Here is a 16003-nt window from a genome sequence, read left to right on the forward strand (position 1 = left end):
TAGGGGCTACTTCATGGGGTTTCCCGTGATATTCCCGATGTGGCCACGTCGTCGGCCCTTTATCCGAAGGCACAGTTTCGTCCAACGCTGTGTGGGCTTCCCCCTCCGGGGGAAGCTGTCAGCCGCAGGCTGACTGATGAGGGCAATGCAGCTCGCGCCCCCGCCGGACGAACAGTCCACTGGACTGTTCGTTGCAGTGAATCATGCTCCCGCTGGCGGGAGCTGTCCGGCTGCGCCGGACTGAGGGTGGTCGAGTCCCATCACACGGCGGTCCAACCACCCCAGTCCGCCTACGGCAGCCAGCCCCCGACGGCGGGGCAGAGTCAGAGACTACAGGCTCTTCCACGCCACGCCCTCGCCGCGCCAGCCGGCCCTGACGACGGCCAGATACTCGCCGTAGCTGGTGGTGTACACATGCTCGCCGCCGCCGTTGCCCCGGCCATTCCTCGGCTTGTGATAGGGCTTGGGGTTGTAGAGACGGTACACGTCCTGTCCGGCGGGACTGGTGTACCATGCGATGCCCTCGTCCTTCCAGCCAAGGCGCACGAGCATGTCGTGCTCCGCCTTGTTCAGCGTCCAGTTATGGTTGCCCGAGCGGTGGTTGTACTCGCGGTAGACGGGGCGTGCGCCGGGGGTGTCCTTCGACACCGTGATGAACGAGGATTTGCCGTGGTTCTCGTCACGCCAGCCCAACCGCACGAGCATGTCGTTCTCGGCCTTGCTGGTCGTGTAGTGGTGCAGACCCGAGTTGCGGTTGTACACGCGGTACACGGGCACCTTCTTCGAGCTCGGCTTCGACGGGTCCGTGGGCTTGACCGGAGTGGCGTTCTTCGTCCAATGGGCGGCGAGGGTCAGGTTGGCGGTCACCGGGCGGCTGAAGTCCCATTTGACACTGCCGTTGAACCATCCGGCGAACGAATAACCGTTGCGCGTGGGGTTGGCGGGCTGGGTGGCCTTCTGTCCGTTGGCGACCCTCTGCGAGGCCACCTGCGAGCCGCCGGCGGAGTCGAAGCTGACGGTGCGATAGACGACCTGCGGGGCGTTCTTCGTCCACTTGGCGGTGAGGGTCAGGTTGCCGGTCACGGGCTTGCTGAAGTCCCATTTGGCGGAGCCGCTGTACCAGCCGGCGAACGTGTAGCCCGAGCGCGTCGGGTTGGCGGGGGCGACGGCCTTCTGACCGTCCTTGACGCTTTGACCGGCGACCCGTGAGCCGCCGGCGGAGTCGAAGGAGACGGTGTGGGTGACGGTCGCGTTGACTTCGGGCAGGGCCGTGTACTGGTCGAACTTCGCCAGCAGGTTCTGGGGGAGAGTCATCGCCTGATCGGTGAGGTAACCGGTGGTCTCCTTGACGCATCCGCTGTCGTCGGCATCCGGATCGCCAATGGACCATCCACAGAGCTGAGTAATTGATCCGCCGGAATTGGCCTTCATGTAGTAGTTCATGACGTAAGCACCACGACTGGCATTGTTGACGGCGATGGTGGCGTAGACGTAGTCGTTATATTGGTTGCGATCGGGATTCCAGATGCTATTGACATAGGCCCTGTAATGGCCGGTCTCGCCAACCATCTTGCCATCGGCCGATCTGCCGTCGAGCTTGCCATCGGTCATGTCCTTGTCGTAGTTGGACTTCTCGCTCATTCCGGGAACGCCATCATAGGACTGGCCGTCGTAGAACACCCTGAATCCGGTATCCGGCCCGGCGATGTTCTGCGCATCGGTAATACCGAAATGATCACCGGTGGCGGCCACGGCGTTGGCCTTATTCTGTTCGCTACCAAGGAGCTGGAGGTTGAGTTTCTGAGCGGTCAGGCGCTTGTTCGGGTCATTGCACCGGCGTCCCTTGCCTGCCGGCAGGTCCATGCGGCAGGGCTCGTTGACCAGTGAGGTTCGGAACTGGTTGGAACGTACATCCTCCCGCAGGGCCTTCCCAGTGTTCTCCAGACTGGTGGCATCCCCCTTCGCACCGAGGTTCGTATACCCATCATCCTTGATGTCGGCGTTCATGTGGTTCATCGCGCGCCTGGCATCGCTTTTCTGGTCTTCGGAACCCCCGTAGACGCTCATCCACTTGAAGAACCCGTACGACGAATGGATCTGGGCCTGCGACAGCCCCGCGGGCCACCCCTCGGCCGCACCGGCCCCCGTGATCGGGGCGACGGCCACGCCGGCCAGCATCGCCAGGGAGGACAGGGCCACCAGAACCCTTCTTCCCGTCTGTCCTGTGATATTCATCGGTATTTCGAACCTCTTTTCCTGATTGTTTCCTCGTCGCCTCCCACGCTACTCGCCGGGGGCGCCCGTCACCCCCTGTCATGCGTCCCCGGCCGCCCGTTTCTGCGCGCATAGCCCACTTCGGTCGCCGGGAAGGGATTCCGGCGGCGGACTTTTCCAAGGAAAGGGGAAGGAACGATATGAGAGCAGGAAAGGCATGGATCGCCCTCGTGGTCGGTCTGGCGACACTGCTGAGCGGAGGCGGCCTGACGGCATCGGCCGCCGAGACCCCGTCCACCGACACCGTGCAGACCCAGACGCTCGACGGCGGCATGGGCGTCGGCGGCGATACGGACGATACCGGCGGCACGACCGCGACCCCCAAGGCCGGCGACACGCCATCCGCCAAGGACGACGCCACGACGGACGCCAAGTCCGATGCCACCCCGTCGGCCCCCGAGGCCACGGACGGCGGGTCGGACGCGAAGACCGGCGACGCCAAGGCCGAGACCGGTCAGGCCGCGCCGAAGGCCACCGCCCCGACGACGCCGCAGACCAAGGCCGACACGAAGGCCACGACCCCGGACACGGCGAAGGGACGTCAGGGCACGCTGGACGTCGAGGCCACCTCGGACACGAGCCTGAAGGACGTGACCACCCGGCTCTACCGGATCGGCGACTGGCCGGCCGGCATGACCGGAGACAAGGCGAAGACGACCTCGTGGGACGATCTGCACGCCACGGCCTCCGACCCGAACGTGGCCGCCATGGCCGCCAAGGCATACGGAAACACCAAGGGCGACCCGGTGGACGCGATGTGGCATGACCTCAACCCCGTCACCGTGAACGCCCCCGCCAACACGCTGGCCGCCGCCCTGAAGGCCGCGGGCGTCTCCCCGGTCGCCTCCGTGACCGGCACCGGCAGGGTCACCGTGCCCGAGGGCGTGTATCTGGCCGTGCCCGAGAACGGGTTCGCCCCGCAGGCGGTCGTCGGCACCACCACGCTCGACGGCGCCTCGACCCTGAAGGACAAGCCGATCGGCTTCGCCGTCATCGACGGCGCCTCCACCGTCACCCCGCTGGACAACGAGGACGGTGACGACACGGCCGAGGACGATTCGGACACGTCGCTGCTGGGCCGGATGATGAGCCTGTTCAGGCTGGCCGATCCCCTCAATAAGGTCAAAGTTAAGGTCGCCAGCGTTCCCAGAATGTATCATGGCGTCAACTGGACCGGCAAGTACATCATGGCCGACGGAGCCACGGCCCTATGCATCCAGGCCAATAAGACCGGCCCCGGCGTCGGTGCCGTGTATGTGCGGCAAAGCTACTCCGGCTTCTCCGCCCTTGAGGAGAACCGTATGCGCGCCGCCGTGTACTACGCCCAGCAGTTCTACGGCCCCAACATCGACAACGACTACGCCCGCATCCGCATCCACCACGCCTTCAGCTACATCCACAACGGCGGGCCGGAAAACCGGGCCTCCACCGTCGGATTCATGCCCGGCATCGCGGACGCCAAATGGCAGAAATACGCCAATCAGGCATGGCAGATGCCGTTGACCGCCCAGCAGTCGCACGTACGTCTGACCATCTATGTCCCCGCGAACAACGCCCCCACCCAGCAGCTGGTAAGCTACCAGACGGGCTTTAGGTGGCAGCCGACCGCCTCCACCCAGGCTCAGGCGAACTCGGGCGGATGGAAGGACGTGAACGTCGGCACCCGCATCGACCGCACCCAGTCCGTGCGCGATAACGTGGTCGTCAAGTCGAACAACGGCACCCATGTGACCGACGACTACTTCACCATCGTCTCCGAACTCAACGTGGACGTCAACAACGACGGCAGGGCCGACTACAAGGCCACGGTGTCCCAGATCGAGAACGTGAGGATCGAGCCGAACAGGTCGTACCAGTTCAGCAGCCCCGCCATCGGTCCCAGGCACCCGAACTTCAAGGCGCTCAACGGCTACTGGCCCTCCGGCGCGCACCTGTGGTGGGTGACCAGCGTCCGTCCCGCCCAGAAGGGCGATCCCGGCTACTCCGAGGCCGTGGGCAGGCGCATGGACAACAGCTACATGGTCAACCCGGTGAACCGCCAGGACGGCCGCACCACGGTCAGTGAGAACTTCTACGTTCTGGAGACCCCTTCGATCGACGTGAGCACCAAGGTGCGCAACGCGACCAACGGCGGGGTCACTCCGGCGAACAACACCGACGGCATGATGGACCACATCTCGATCGCCCAGAAGACGGGCAACAGCCTCGGCGACGGCCTGGCCAGCGCGGACACGCGACTGGTCATGGACCTCAACCACAACGGCAAGGCCGACACCGGCGACGCGGTCAGCCCGTGGATCCGCACCGAGAAACGGTTCGGCGACATCGGGCAGGGCGACGTGATCTCCATGGACACGCGCCTGTTCACGCCGGCCGACCTGAAGCAGAAGACCTGGGCGACGGGCGTGACCTACTGGTTCGACACCAAGGTGTACGTGCAGACCGGCAACAGGTATCCCACGGTCTCCGCGACCCTGTCCGGTGCCAAGGAAACCAGCGAACAGTTCCAGCTGTGGAGGCAGGGCACTGCGAGCTTCTCCACGGTCGCGCAGGGAATACCCAGTCCGCTGCTGTCCGGCGGTAGCCAGAAGGTCAAGGACCAGATCAGGGTCACCTGCACCGAGGGCGTGCCCGCGAACACCACGTTCACCGGCACGATCACCTTCAACGCGCCCAACGGCAAGTCGAAGGCGCAGGCGGTGACCATGAAGTGCGGTACGAACAACTACTCGCGGGAGTTCGCCCCGTCCGACGTGGGCATGGCCACCTGGGCGGCCGGCAAGTACTGGTTCGATCTCACCGTGCCCAAGCAGAAGTATGTCGAAAGGGCCACCACGTTTGTCGGTAAGACCGACGCGAATGAGTCGTGGACGCTGCGCGCCCCGAAGGTGACCGTCGCCACCCGGGCCGTGGACCCGTTCGACACGGCCGGCGGCACCGCCCCCGTCAAGGACCTCATCTGGACCACCTGCGAGAACATCGGCGACAACACCAGCGACGGCGAGTACCTGGCTGCCGTAGGCGGACTGGGGGTGGTTGGATCGCCGTGTGATGGGACTCGACCACCCTCAGTCCGGCGCAGCCGGACAGCTCCCGCCAGCGGGAGCATGATTCACTGTCCGTCCGGCGGGGGCGAGAGCTGCATTGCCCTCATCAGTCAGCCTGCGGCTGACAGCTTCCCCCAGAGGGGGAAGCCTGCGAAGCATCGCATGCGCGAAGCATCACCATGAAGCATCATCACATCATCATGCATGTTGCCCCGGAGTGATGCGTGTGTCCTCAAGGCGCACCGAGGGAAGGCGTACGAAGGTACGTCAATCATCTCATTAAGCGTTGCCCCGGAGTGATGCGTGTGTCAGCAAGGCGCGGAAAATGAAGGCGTACAAGGGTACGTCGAATTTTCCGTAACGCAGCTGACACTCCATCACTCCTCGGCAACCAGGTCGAGGTAGTCGTCGCTCCACAAATCCTCGTCGCCGTCCGGCATGAGCAGCACGCGTTCGGGGTTCAGGGCCTGCACGGCGCCCTCGTCGTGGGTGACGAGGACGATGGCGCCCTCGTATTTGCCGATGGCCTTGAGGATCTCGTCGCGGGAGGCGGGGTCGAGGTTGTTGGTGGGCTCGTCGAGGAGGAGCACGTTGGCGCGCGAGGTGACGAGGGTGGCCAGGGCGAGTCGGGTCTTTTCGCCGCCGGAGAGGACGCGCGTGGGCTTGAGCGCGTCGTCGCCGGAGAAGAGGAAGGAGCCGAGGATGCTGCGGGCCTGGGTGTCGTTGAGGTCGGGGGCGACGTGGGTGAGGTTCTCGAGGACGGTGGCGTCGTTGTCGAGGGTGTCGTGCTCCTGGGCGAAGTAGCCGATCTTGGCGCCGTGGCCGAAGATGACCTCGCCGGTGTCGGGCTTGTCGATGCCGGCGAGGAGGCGCAGGGTGGTGGTCTTGCCGGCGCCGTTGTAGCCGAGGATGACGACGCGGGATCCCTTGTCGACGGCGAGGTTGACGCCGGCGAAGACGATGTTGGAGCCGAAGGCCTTGGAGATGTCCTTGGCCATGATGGGGGTGCGGCCGCAGGGCGCCGGCTCGGGGAAGCGGATGTCGGCGACCTTCTCGGCCTTCTGGGCCACGGAGGTTTCGGAAAGCAGACGTTCGGCGCGGCGCATCATGTTCTGGGCGGCGACGGCCTTGGTGGCCTTGGCGTGCAGGCGGATGCCCTGCTTCATGAGACGTTCGGCCTTCTTCTCGGCGACCTCGCGTTCGCGGCGGCGGCGTTCCTCGTCGACGGCGCGCTGGTGCAGGTAGGCTTTCCAGCCGAGGGAGTACATGTCGATCTGGCCGAGCTGGGCGTCGAGATGCCACACCTTGTTGACGACCTCGTCGAGCAGTTCGGTGGAGTGGGAGATGACGAGGAATCCGCCGTTGAACTTCTTGAGGTAGCCGCGCAGCCATTCGATGGAGTCGGCGTCCAGATGGTTGGTGGGCTCGTCGAGGATCATGGTGTCGGCGTCGGAGAAGAGGATGCGGGCCAGTTCGATGCGGCGTCGCTGGCCTCCGGAAAGGGTGCCGAGCTCGCGCTTGAGCACCTCCTGGTCGAGGCCGAGGCTTTCGGCCATGACGATCGCCTCGGACTGCACGGCGTATCCGCCCGCGTTCTCGAAGTCCTGCTGCGCCTTGTCGTAGCGGCGCATGGCCTTCTCCATGATGTCGGGGTCGGGGTTGGTCATGTCCTTCTCCGCCTTGCGGATGCGGGTGAGGATGGTGTTGATGTCGCGGGCGCTCATGATGCGGTCGAGCGCGGACTGCTCCTGATCGCCGGTGTGGGTGTCCTGCGGCAGGTAGCCGAGCTTGCCGGTGACGCGCACCTTGCCGGCGGTGGGCAGCATGTCGCCGGTGATCACGCGGGTCAGCGTGGTCTTGCCGGCGCCGTTGCGGCCGACCAGACCGATGCGGTCGCCCTTCGATACGTGGAAGTCCGTGGGGTTGAGCAGCGTGCGCGCCCCGATGCGAATCTCCAGTCCCTGTGCCTCAATAGCCATGCCTCACCTGCCGTATGCGATCGAATGTCGTGATTCCTCGTGTATAAAATCCAACGGACCATGATACCGAACGGTGTGCCGAAACGCCGTGGTGTCGTAAACGTCAAGGAGGCAGACGATGTCGAAGGAATCCGATTCCCCGATGCGTCAGGCCACGCAGTCCACGGCTGCGCTGGCCAAGGGCGCGCTGAACGTCACCGAGGATACGGCGAGGAGGCTCGTCTCGCTGACGGACCGCGGCCCGTTCGGCGGCTTCAAGAAGTTCATTTCCCGCGGATCGATGATCGACATGGCGGTCGGCGTGGTCATGGGATCCGCTGTCACCGGCGTGGTCAACGCGATCGTGAAGTACTTCATCAACCCGCTGATCGCGATGATCGGCGGCAAGCCGGACATGTCGGCGATGCTCAGCATCACGTTTAACGGGGCGACGATCTCGTTCGGCGCGATCCTCAACGAGGTCATCAACTTCCTGCTCGTCGGCGTGGCCGTGTACTTCTGCGTCATCCTGCCCATCAACAAGCTGCGTGACGTGACGGCGTCGGCGCTGGCACGTGAGCAGGAGGACGCCGACGAGCAGGCCGGCACGTCCGTGGAGGAGCGGACGCTCGCCGTACTGGAGGAGATCCGCGACGAACTGCGGCGGTCGGACCGCGGTCCGGATCGCAGCCCGGAGCATAGCTAGGCGAGAACCGGAAAAGGGAAGGAAGGAAAGGAAGACGGAGACCATGGGACGGACATCACGGGGAGCCGGCACCACGCCGCGGTTGCTCGCCGCACTGATCTTTCTGGTGGCGCTGAATCTGCGACCGGCCATCGCCGCGGTCGGACCGGTATTGGCCGGCATCGGCACGGACCTCGGCTGGGGCGAAAGCCTGCTGGGACTGCTGGGCGCCATGCCGTTATGGGCGTTCGCCGCGATCAGTCCGCTGGTACGGTTCGTCACGGCGCGTATCGGCGCCGACCGGACGATCCTCGCGGCGCTGCTGGTGCTGTCCGCGGGCGATCTGATCCGCTCGTTCGGCGGTCCGGCCGGAGTCTGGCTGGGCACGGTCGCCGTGGGCGCGGGCATCGCCGCCGGCAACGTGCTCGTCCCGGTGATCGCCAAACGCGACTACGCCGGCCATGTTTCCATGGCCACCGGCGTGTACTCGGCATGCATCACGACCGGTTCCGCCGTCGCGGGACTGACCGCCGCGCCGCTGTCGGCGTCTCTGGGTGGATGGCGGCCGGCGCTCGCCGTATGGGCGGTGCCCCCGCTGATCGTGGCCGCACTGTGGTCCGTTCGTGTGATGCGGAAGCCGGCGGTGCCGCAGGAGAAGCCGGAGTCTCGGAAGACGCCGTTCACGGAACGGACCGAGGACGATCCCACCCGTCTCGCCCCGCATCCCGACCCCGTTCCCGGTACCGTTCCTCCCGGTACCGTTCCGTTGTGGCGTCGGCCGATGACCTGGTGGGTCACCTTATTCATGGGACTGCAGTCGGCCGCGTTCTACACGATGTCGAACTGGCTGCCGTCCGTCGTTGTCGCGGCCGGATTCGACGATGCGACCGCCGGCGTGCACCTGTTCGTCTTCCAGTCGCTGGGCATTCTCTCCGGCCTGATGATCCCCGCACTCATGCGGGTGCGCGGCAATCAGATCTGCGCGGCCATGACGGCCAGCATCCCCATGGTCGTCGCCGGGCTCGGCTGGATGCTCTCGCCGGGGCTGTCGCTGCTGTGGAGCGTCATCGGCGGCATGGGACAGGGCTCGGCGCTGGTCGTGGCACTGACCCTGATCTCCCTGCGCGGCCGGACCCCGGCCGAAACGGTGGCGCTGTCCGGCATGGCGCAGTCGATCGGCTATCTGCTGGCGTCGGTCGGGCCGCTCGCCTTCGGCTCGCTCGCCGAGGTTTCGGGCGGGTGGACCGCGCCGCTCACCCTGTTCACCGCGCTCGCCGCCGCGCAGTGCGTGGTCGCCGTGTTCGCGGGTAGGGACGTGCGGAATCCCGGTCCAACCAGGTGAGATCGTTCGATGAGCCGGTTTGGCCGGTGGCCGGGTCCGGTGAGACGGGGCCGTCGGATCGTGTTTTTCGGAAGTCCGCGACCGCATTCTGCCGGTCGTGGTGTATGTTCGGACGCATGACCGATGACATCACCGACCGTTCAGCCAGCCATGCCGATTCCGAGACCGTGGGCCCTGTGACCACCGACCCCGTGTCCGCGATCCCCGACGCCGCCGTGTGCGCCGAATCCGTGGGGTTCTACCGCGACCGCCGTCTGATCCTCGCCGACGTGAACCTCACCGTCCGCAAGGGGGAGAAGTGGATCCTGTTCGGGCCGAACGGCATCGGCAAGTCCACGCTGATCTCGATGATGAGCCTCAGGCAGTTCCCCAACGTCGGTCGGCTGTCGTTGCTCGGGCACCGTCCCGGCGGCATCGACAAGTTCTCGTTCCGAGACATCGCCCTGGCTTCGTCCCTTTCCGGCAGGGAGGTCGCCCCGCCGGCCGATCCGATCGACGTGATCGTCGACGCGGCGCCGATCCGTGCCGTGCCGCAGGATCTCGGCGATTCCGCCGACGTGGTCGAACTCACCGGCGGTCGCGAGCGGCGCCAGCGCGACACCGCCGAATACGAGCGTGCCTATGCGTTGATGGAACGGTTCGGCATCGAGTACCTCGCCGGCAAGCGCATGGCCGGGCTTTCCGAGGGGGAGCGCACGCGCGTGCTGATCTGCCGCAATCTCATGTCGGACGCCGAGCTCATGATCTTCGACGAGCCGACGACCGGCATGGACCTCGGTGGCCGCGAGCTCGTCGTGCGCGAGCTGGGACGGCTCGGCAGGGGAGAGGACGGCATGGCGGGGCGGACCGTCATCCTCGTTACCCACCAGCTGGAGGAGATCCCCGACGGGTTCGACCATCTGGCGCTCATGGGGCACATGCCCGAAGAGCGGTATCGCGAGTATCTCGACGCGCATCCGAACATCTACGCGCCCGACCTCGGCAACCCCATGCCCGGCACCATCATCTACACGGGCGGCCTCGACGGTGGGTTCACGGCCGATCGGCTGGGCGCCATGTTCGGATTCCCGGTGTCGGTGCGGCATACGGCCGGCCGCTGGTCGGCGATCAGGGCACGGTAGTCACCTGTTCGCTGCGGAATGATCGAGTTTTGTGGTTTTACGTCGCGAGTTTCCTGCGATATTCGGCTCCGAAGGGCCTTTTTGCGGGTTGTCGGCGTCGGGAAAGCCACAAAACTCGGGATGAGACCGTCCGGCGTGTCGCAAGTTGTGTTCAACCGCACTTGAAGCGGTTATATTGGGCTTGGATGTGAGCGCGCACATCACGGTCGGACCTTGCGGTCCGGTCGGGAATCATGGGTCGGCCGGCGATCGTGGGTCGACCGTGCGCGCGCACGAAGGTTGAAACACACACGATCGCATGGCGGCCGGCATCGGAAAGACCGGATGTACGCCATCGCCTGACGACAAGGAGCATTGATGAAGTATCGCAGCGTAGGCAAGTCGGGACTCAAGATCAGCGAGATCGCTCTCGGCAGCTGGGTGACCGATCTCAAGGGCTCGGCCCAGGAGGACATCGCCCGACAGACCATCAAGCTGGCGTTCGATTCCGGCGTCAACTTCTTCGACTGCGCCGACGCCTACTCGGCCGGCGCCGCCGAACGGTTCTTCGGCGAGGTGTTCAAGGACTACCCGCGCAAGGAGCTCGTGCTCTCCAGCAAGGTGTACTTCCCGACCGGTGACGGCGTGAACGACCGAGGTCTCTCCCGCAAGCACATCTTCGAAAGCATCGATCAGACGCTGAAGAACATGCAGACCGACTACCTCGACATGTACTTCTGCCACCGCTTCGACGAGACCACCGACCTGACCGAGACGCTGCGCGCCATGAGCGACCTCGTCTCCCAGGGCAAGGTGCTCTACTACGGCGTCTCCGAGGAGTGGGGCTCGGCCCGTCTCGAGGAGGCCCAGCGCATCATCGACCGCTACAACCTGTACCCGATCACCGTGGTGCAGCCGCAGTACAACCTGCAGGACCGCTACATCGAGCATGAGATCATGGGCACCTGCCGTCGCCACGGCATCGGCATCACCACGTTCTCGCCGCTCGCCCAGGGCCTGCTCACCGGCAAGTACCGCAAGGGCCAGCCGCTGCCCGCCGGCTCCCGCGCCACCTGGCAGGCCGACCACCAGATCAACGACCTGCTCACCGACGAGAACCTCGACAAGGTCGAGCGGCTGCGTGGCGTGGCTGACGAGCTCGGCACCAACCTGCCGATCCTCTCGATGGCGTGGATCCTGCAGCACCCGGAGATCAGCTGCGTGATCGCCGGCGCCAGCAAGCCCAGCCAGCTGGAGAATAACCTCAAGGCCTCCGGCTTCGAGATCCCGGCCGACGCCATGGCCGAGATCGACGCGATCACCGGCTTCCACCGCTTCGAGCGCCACGTCGGCTGATCGCGGCGATCCGCGCCAGATCCTCCCGCACCCGTCTGGGCTGACACTCGGCGGGGAAGTTGCCCTCGTCGTGCACGCCGTCGACGCTGCCCGGCGAATCGGCCTCCAACGCCGCGAACATCGGGGTGAGGTCGCACGGGGCCGGTCCGTGCTCGGCCACGAGTTCGAAGGTCTTGCCCTTCGCCTCGTCGCATCCGAGCGCGGAGATGAGCGTCTGCGCGATCTGCCGGCGCGAGACCACGCCGTCACGGGAATCGGCGTGCCGGCGGCGGTCGCCCTGCAGGAAGGTCAGACGCCGCTGGTCGGGGCCGTTGTAGTCGAACCATCCGGGCCGCACGATCGTGTAGTCGTTGCCGCTGGCCCGGACCAGCCGTTCCGACCGGCGCTTCCAGTCATGCGCCTGCGACGTGCGGTTGTAGGCGCTGTCCATGTAGGTTACGCCGATCGCCGTCATCAGCACGATGCGTACAGGGCGACCGGCGAGCAGCGTCAGCACGTTCCGTACCGCGCCGTAATCGACCCGTTCGACCATCGTCGGCCCGTCATGCGCGCCCATGGTGAACACCACGGCATCGATGCCGTCGACCGCCCCGGCCAGCGTGTCCATGCGGGTCAGGTCGCCCTGCGTCACCTCCACGCGGTCGTCGAACCTCGCCTTCGTCCCGCTGCGCACCAACGCGCGGACGCGGTATCCCATGCGGACGGCCTCGTCTACGGCGAGCCTTCCCACGCTGCCCGTGGCGCCGACGAACAGGACCAGCATCGGATTGCTTTCGCTCATCATCGCTCCTTTCCTTGTTGTCTGTTCAGCGTACCGATGACTGGTTGGCATTACTAATGTCGCTGTTGAATAGTATGGAATAAGGGAAATGCATGATATCGGCCGGGATGCCGGTGACGGGGAGGGACGCCATGGAGATTCGCATACTGCGCAATTTCATCGTGGTCGTGCAGGAGGAGGGCGTCACTGCCGCGGCCGACGTGCTGCGCATCAGCCAGCCGGCGCTGTCCCGGCAGATCAAGGAGCTCGAACATGAGGTGGGCGCCTCGCTGTTCGTGCGCGGCAACCGGTCCCGGTCCCTCGAACTCACCGACGAGGGCCGGCTGCTCTACCGACGGGCCCGCGAGATCGTGGAGCTCGCCGACCGGACCAAGTCGGAGATCGCCGCGGGGGAGCGGATCGAGGGAGACGTGCACATCGCCGCCGCGCAGAGCGTGGTCATGCGCACCGTGGGTCGGGCCGCGACCCGGCTGCGGGAATGCCACCCCGACATCAGGATCCGGCTGCACGACGGGTTCGGCGCGGACATCGTCGAATGGCTCAACAACGGTCTCGCCGACTTCGGCGTGCTCGTGCAGCCGACCGACATGAGCCGCTACGATCATCTCGTCCTTCCCGGCGGCGACGAGGTGGGCGTGCTGATGCGCGACGACGACCCTCTGGCCTCGCACGACGCCATCCGTGCCCGGGATCTGCAGGGCGTGCCGCTCATCATGCCCCAGGGGGCGCTGAACCGCCGCGAATACTCGGGATGGTTCGGACGGTACGGCCGCAATCTCAACATCGTGGGCACGATGAACCTCTCCTACAACGCCAGCCGATTCGTTCAGGAGGGGTACGGCTGTGCGCTCGGATACGGCGGGATCGTGGACATGTCGGCGGGCAGCGGCCTGTGCTTCCGGCCGCTCGATCCTCTGCTCCACGGCAGTCTGAGCATGGCGTGGAAGAAGGACCAGACGCTGACCCCCGCCGCCGCGGCGTTCCTTGAGACGCTGCGCGACGTGGTCGCCCGGGAGGAGGACGTTGAGGGGCGGACTGACGGATCAGTCTGACGGGATCGGTCTGACGGGATCGGACTGTCAGGGCGGACTGATGGGTCGGTCCGACGGGTCGGTCTGCCATGCACTACGGGTATGGAATACAAGAGCCATGTCGTATTTGTTATTGGCGTTCCGCGTTTCTATCGTGAGGCCATGAAGACGTCGCAACGAAGGAAAGGCGGTCATCATGGACGATAGGTTGGATGCGGCACGGCCGCACGAACCGCGGATCAGCGCATTCGCACGTGACTTCCACGGACGGATGCTTCCCGAAGGCGGCTTGCCGGGTTCGGCGTCGGGTTCGGCGGTGGAGTCGCTGGAACGCACCGATCCCGAATTCATGGAACGGTACCTCAACTTCGCCTACGACGACGTGATCCGGCAGGGCGCCGCCGAAGGCGAGCCGCTGGACGAGCGCACCCGGTTCATGGCGATCCTCGCCACGCTGCTCGGCTGCCAGGGAGTCGACGAGTTCCGCGACCTGCTGCCCGCCGCCCTGAACATGGGCGTGACGCCGGTGGAGGCCAAGGAGATCGTCTACCAGGCGGTGGACTATCTGGGCATGGGCCGCGTCCGCCCGTTCCTCGACGTGACCAACGCGGTGCTCGTCGAACGCGGGGTGACGCTGCCCCTGCCCTCTCAGGCCTCCACGGAGCCGACCGAGGAATCCCGACTGGCCGGCGGCACCGAAAAGCAGGTCGAGATCTTCGGTGAGCACATGCGCGACTTCCCGAACGCCGGTCCGGCCGACCGCAGGCACATCAACCGCTGGCTCGCGGCCAACTGCTTCGGCGACTACTACACGCGCGGCGGACTCGACAACGCGCAGCGCGAAATGATCACGTTCTGCTACCTCGCCGCGCAGGGCGGCGTCGAACCGCAGCTCATCGCCCACGCCGGGGGCAATCTGCGCGTCGGCAACGACAAGGCGTTCCTCATCAAGGTCGTCTCCGCATGCCTGCCGTACATCGGCTACCCGCGCTCGCTCAACGCGCTGCGCTGCATCGACGAGGCGGTGAAGGCCCAGGCATAGCGGTGAGCACGTTGGCGAGGGGCGAAACGCAGGCCGGCCGGTTCGTGTCGGCGACTACGCTGAACACCATCGGAACCCATCGTCAGGACCCATCCGCATATCAAGCAATATCCGACGAAACCAACGAAAATCCAACGAAGGAGAAACCCATGAGCGAAACGATGAAGGCCGCGATCTTCGAAGCCCCCGGCAAGATGACCGTACGTGAGGTGCCGAAGGCCCGTCTCGAAGCCGACGACGACGCCGTGGTGCGCGTGGTACGCGCCTGCGTCTGCGGCTCCGACCTGTGGTACTTCCGCGGGCTCTCGCCGCATGCCGCGAACAGCCAGATCGGCCACGAGTCCATCGGCGTGGTCGAGGAGGTCGGCCCGGCCGTTACCTCCGTCAAGCCCGGCGACTTCGTGGTGCTGCCGTTCCCGTACAGCTGCGGCAAGTGCCCCGTGTGCCAGGCCGGCTTCGAATCCGTGTGCCCTCACGGCGGCTATTTCGGCGCCAGCCAGGCCGAATACGTGCGCGTGCCCGAGGCCGACGGCACCGTGGTCAAGGTTCCCGGCTCGCCCGAGGACTACGACGACGCCACGCTCGCCTCGCTGCTTACCATCGCCGATGTGATGTCCACCGGCTACCATGCCGCCGTCTCCGCCGAGGTCAGGCCCGGCGACACCGCCGTGGTGATGGGCGACGGCGCCGTCGGCCTGTGCGGCGTGCTGTCCGCGAGGATGCTCGGCGCGTCCCGCATCATCGCCATGAGCCGCCATGAGGACCGTGCCGCCGTGGCCCGCGAGTTCGGCGCCACCGACATCGTGCCCGAACGCGATCAGGCCGCCATCGACCGGGTGCTGGAGATGACGGGCGGCTACGGTGCCGACGCCGTGCTCGAATGCGTCGGCTCCAAGCAGTCGTTCGACACCGCGATCGGCCTGATCCGCCGCGGCGGCGTCATCGGTCGCGTGGGTCTGCCGCATGACGTGGAGATCAGCGCCGAAGGCACGTTCTACGGCAACATCGGCATCAAGGGCGGTCCCGCCCCCGTGCGCCACTACGACCTCGACTCCGGTCTGCTCGACGCCGTGGTCAAGGGCGAGATCAACCCCGGCCGCGTGTTCACCGCGGAATACGACCTCGACCACATCCAGGACGCCTACGAGGCCATGGACCAGCGCAAGGTCATCAAGTCGCTGATCCGGTTCTGAGCGCCTGACGGCTGTGCGCGCGGCGTGCCCTGCGCTGTGCCGGTCGCATGCCGTCGCGCGCCACGCCGCCAAGTTACGGGCCGAAACCCCCGAATTCCGTGATTCACGGTGCCTTTCGGAGGTGCGGACGAAATGTTGGACGCTTCGGCGTCCGGATTGGAGTCCGTATGTATTCGGTTGGATTGCGTCGCATG

The 16003-nt window shown here is 65.9% G+C and carries 11 protein-coding genes; 8 read left to right on the top strand and 3 right to left on the bottom strand.

Annotation, left to right across the window (positions count from 1 at the left end):
• Positions 1 to 330: 330 nt before the first annotated feature.
• Complete coding sequence (locus tag CSQ87_RS02070; RefSeq protein WP_100512180.1) at positions 331 to 2235, bottom strand: InlB B-repeat-containing protein; 1905 nt, start codon at positions 2233 to 2235, stop codon at positions 331 to 333.
• Positions 2236 to 2414: 179 nt separating this feature from the next.
• Between CSQ87_RS02070 and CSQ87_RS10860 the strand changes: the two genes are divergently transcribed.
• On the top strand, positions 2415 to 5504 hold the full coding sequence (locus tag CSQ87_RS10860) for a hypothetical protein (RefSeq protein ID WP_165776686.1): 3090 nt from the start codon (positions 2415 to 2417) through the stop codon (positions 5502 to 5504).
• A 194-nt stretch (positions 5505 to 5698) separates the two neighbouring features.
• Here CSQ87_RS10860 and CSQ87_RS02080 read toward each other — a convergent pair whose 3' ends face one another.
• On the bottom strand, positions 5699 to 7300 hold the full coding sequence (locus tag CSQ87_RS02080) for an ABC-F family ATP-binding cassette domain-containing protein (protein WP_100512181.1): 1602 nt from the start codon (positions 7298 to 7300) through the stop codon (positions 5699 to 5701).
• 142 nt (positions 7301 to 7442) lie between these two features.
• Here CSQ87_RS02080 and mscL point away from each other — a divergent pair, with 142 nt between their 5' ends.
• From mscL to CSQ87_RS02100, 4 genes are all read left to right on the top strand, one after another.
• Positions 7443 to 7985: a large conductance mechanosensitive channel protein MscL gene (mscL, locus tag CSQ87_RS02085; RefSeq protein ID WP_100512244.1), complete on the top strand. Its 543-nt coding sequence runs from the start codon at positions 7443 to 7445 to the stop codon at positions 7983 to 7985.
• Between the two features lie 43 nt (positions 7986 to 8028).
• On the top strand, positions 8029 to 9306 hold the full coding sequence (locus tag CSQ87_RS02090) for an MFS transporter (RefSeq protein WP_100512182.1): 1278 nt from the start codon (positions 8029 to 8031) through the stop codon (positions 9304 to 9306).
• Between the two features lie 116 nt (positions 9307 to 9422).
• Positions 9423 to 10427 (top strand): ATP-binding cassette domain-containing protein, encoded by a 1005-nt coding sequence (locus CSQ87_RS02095; protein WP_100512245.1) that lies wholly within the window; start codon positions 9423 to 9425, stop codon positions 10425 to 10427.
• A gap of 357 nt (positions 10428 to 10784) precedes the next feature.
• Positions 10785 to 11762, top strand: a complete 978-nt coding sequence (locus tag CSQ87_RS02100; RefSeq protein WP_100512183.1) for an aldo/keto reductase family protein — start codon at positions 10785 to 10787, stop codon at positions 11760 to 11762.
• Here CSQ87_RS02100 and CSQ87_RS02105 read toward each other — a convergent pair.
• Complete coding sequence (locus CSQ87_RS02105) at positions 11725 to 12543, bottom strand: SDR family oxidoreductase (RefSeq protein ID WP_100512246.1); 819 nt, start codon at positions 12541 to 12543, stop codon at positions 11725 to 11727. The genes CSQ87_RS02100 and CSQ87_RS02105 overlap by 38 nt on opposite strands.
• 131 nt (positions 12544 to 12674) lie before the next feature.
• On the opposite strand from CSQ87_RS02105, the gene CSQ87_RS02110 reads away from it, so the two are divergent.
• From CSQ87_RS02110 to CSQ87_RS02120, 3 genes are all read left to right on the top strand, one after another.
• Positions 12675 to 13595, top strand: coding sequence for a LysR family transcriptional regulator (locus tag CSQ87_RS02110; protein ID WP_100512247.1), 921 nt, complete (start codon positions 12675 to 12677; stop codon positions 13593 to 13595).
• Between the two features lie 250 nt (positions 13596 to 13845).
• Positions 13846 to 14616, top strand: a complete 771-nt coding sequence (locus CSQ87_RS02115; RefSeq protein ID WP_100512248.1) for a carboxymuconolactone decarboxylase family protein — start codon at positions 13846 to 13848, stop codon at positions 14614 to 14616.
• A gap of 149 nt (positions 14617 to 14765) precedes the next feature.
• On the top strand, positions 14766 to 15809 hold the full coding sequence (locus tag CSQ87_RS02120; protein WP_100512184.1) for a zinc-dependent alcohol dehydrogenase family protein: 1044 nt from the start codon (positions 14766 to 14768) through the stop codon (positions 15807 to 15809).
• Positions 15810 to 16003 lie beyond the last annotated feature (194 nt).

The sequence above is a fragment of the Bifidobacterium simiarum genome (assembly GCF_002802905.1).
Classification (GTDB): domain Bacteria; phylum Actinomycetota; class Actinomycetes; order Actinomycetales; family Bifidobacteriaceae; genus Galliscardovia; species Galliscardovia simiarum.

Excerpts from the sequence above, each read along its gene's own strand:
- CSQ87_RS02070 (WP_100512180.1), bottom strand. The coding sequence starts at position 2,235 with ATGAATATCACAGGACAGACGGGAAGAAGGGTTCTGGTGGCCCTGTCC.
- CSQ87_RS10860 (WP_165776686.1), top strand. The coding sequence starts at position 2,415 with ATGAGAGCAGGAAAGGCATGGATCGCCCTCGTGGTCGGTCTGGCGACA.
- CSQ87_RS02080 (WP_100512181.1), bottom strand. The coding sequence starts at position 7,300 with ATGGCTATTGAGGCACAGGGACTGGAGATTCGCATCGGGGCGCGCACG.
- mscL (WP_100512244.1), top strand. The coding sequence starts at position 7,443 with ATGCGTCAGGCCACGCAGTCCACGGCTGCGCTGGCCAAGGGCGCGCTG.
- CSQ87_RS02090 (WP_100512182.1), top strand. The coding sequence starts at position 8,029 with ATGGGACGGACATCACGGGGAGCCGGCACCACGCCGCGGTTGCTCGCC.
- CSQ87_RS02095 (WP_100512245.1), top strand. The coding sequence starts at position 9,423 with ATGACCGATGACATCACCGACCGTTCAGCCAGCCATGCCGATTCCGAG.
- CSQ87_RS02100 (WP_100512183.1), top strand. The coding sequence starts at position 10,785 with ATGAAGTATCGCAGCGTAGGCAAGTCGGGACTCAAGATCAGCGAGATC.
- CSQ87_RS02105 (WP_100512246.1), bottom strand. The coding sequence starts at position 12,543 with ATGAGCGAAAGCAATCCGATGCTGGTCCTGTTCGTCGGCGCCACGGGC.
- CSQ87_RS02110 (WP_100512247.1), top strand. The coding sequence starts at position 12,675 with ATGGAGATTCGCATACTGCGCAATTTCATCGTGGTCGTGCAGGAGGAG.
- CSQ87_RS02115 (WP_100512248.1), top strand. The coding sequence starts at position 13,846 with ATGCTTCCCGAAGGCGGCTTGCCGGGTTCGGCGTCGGGTTCGGCGGTG.
- CSQ87_RS02120 (WP_100512184.1), top strand. The coding sequence starts at position 14,766 with ATGAGCGAAACGATGAAGGCCGCGATCTTCGAAGCCCCCGGCAAGATG.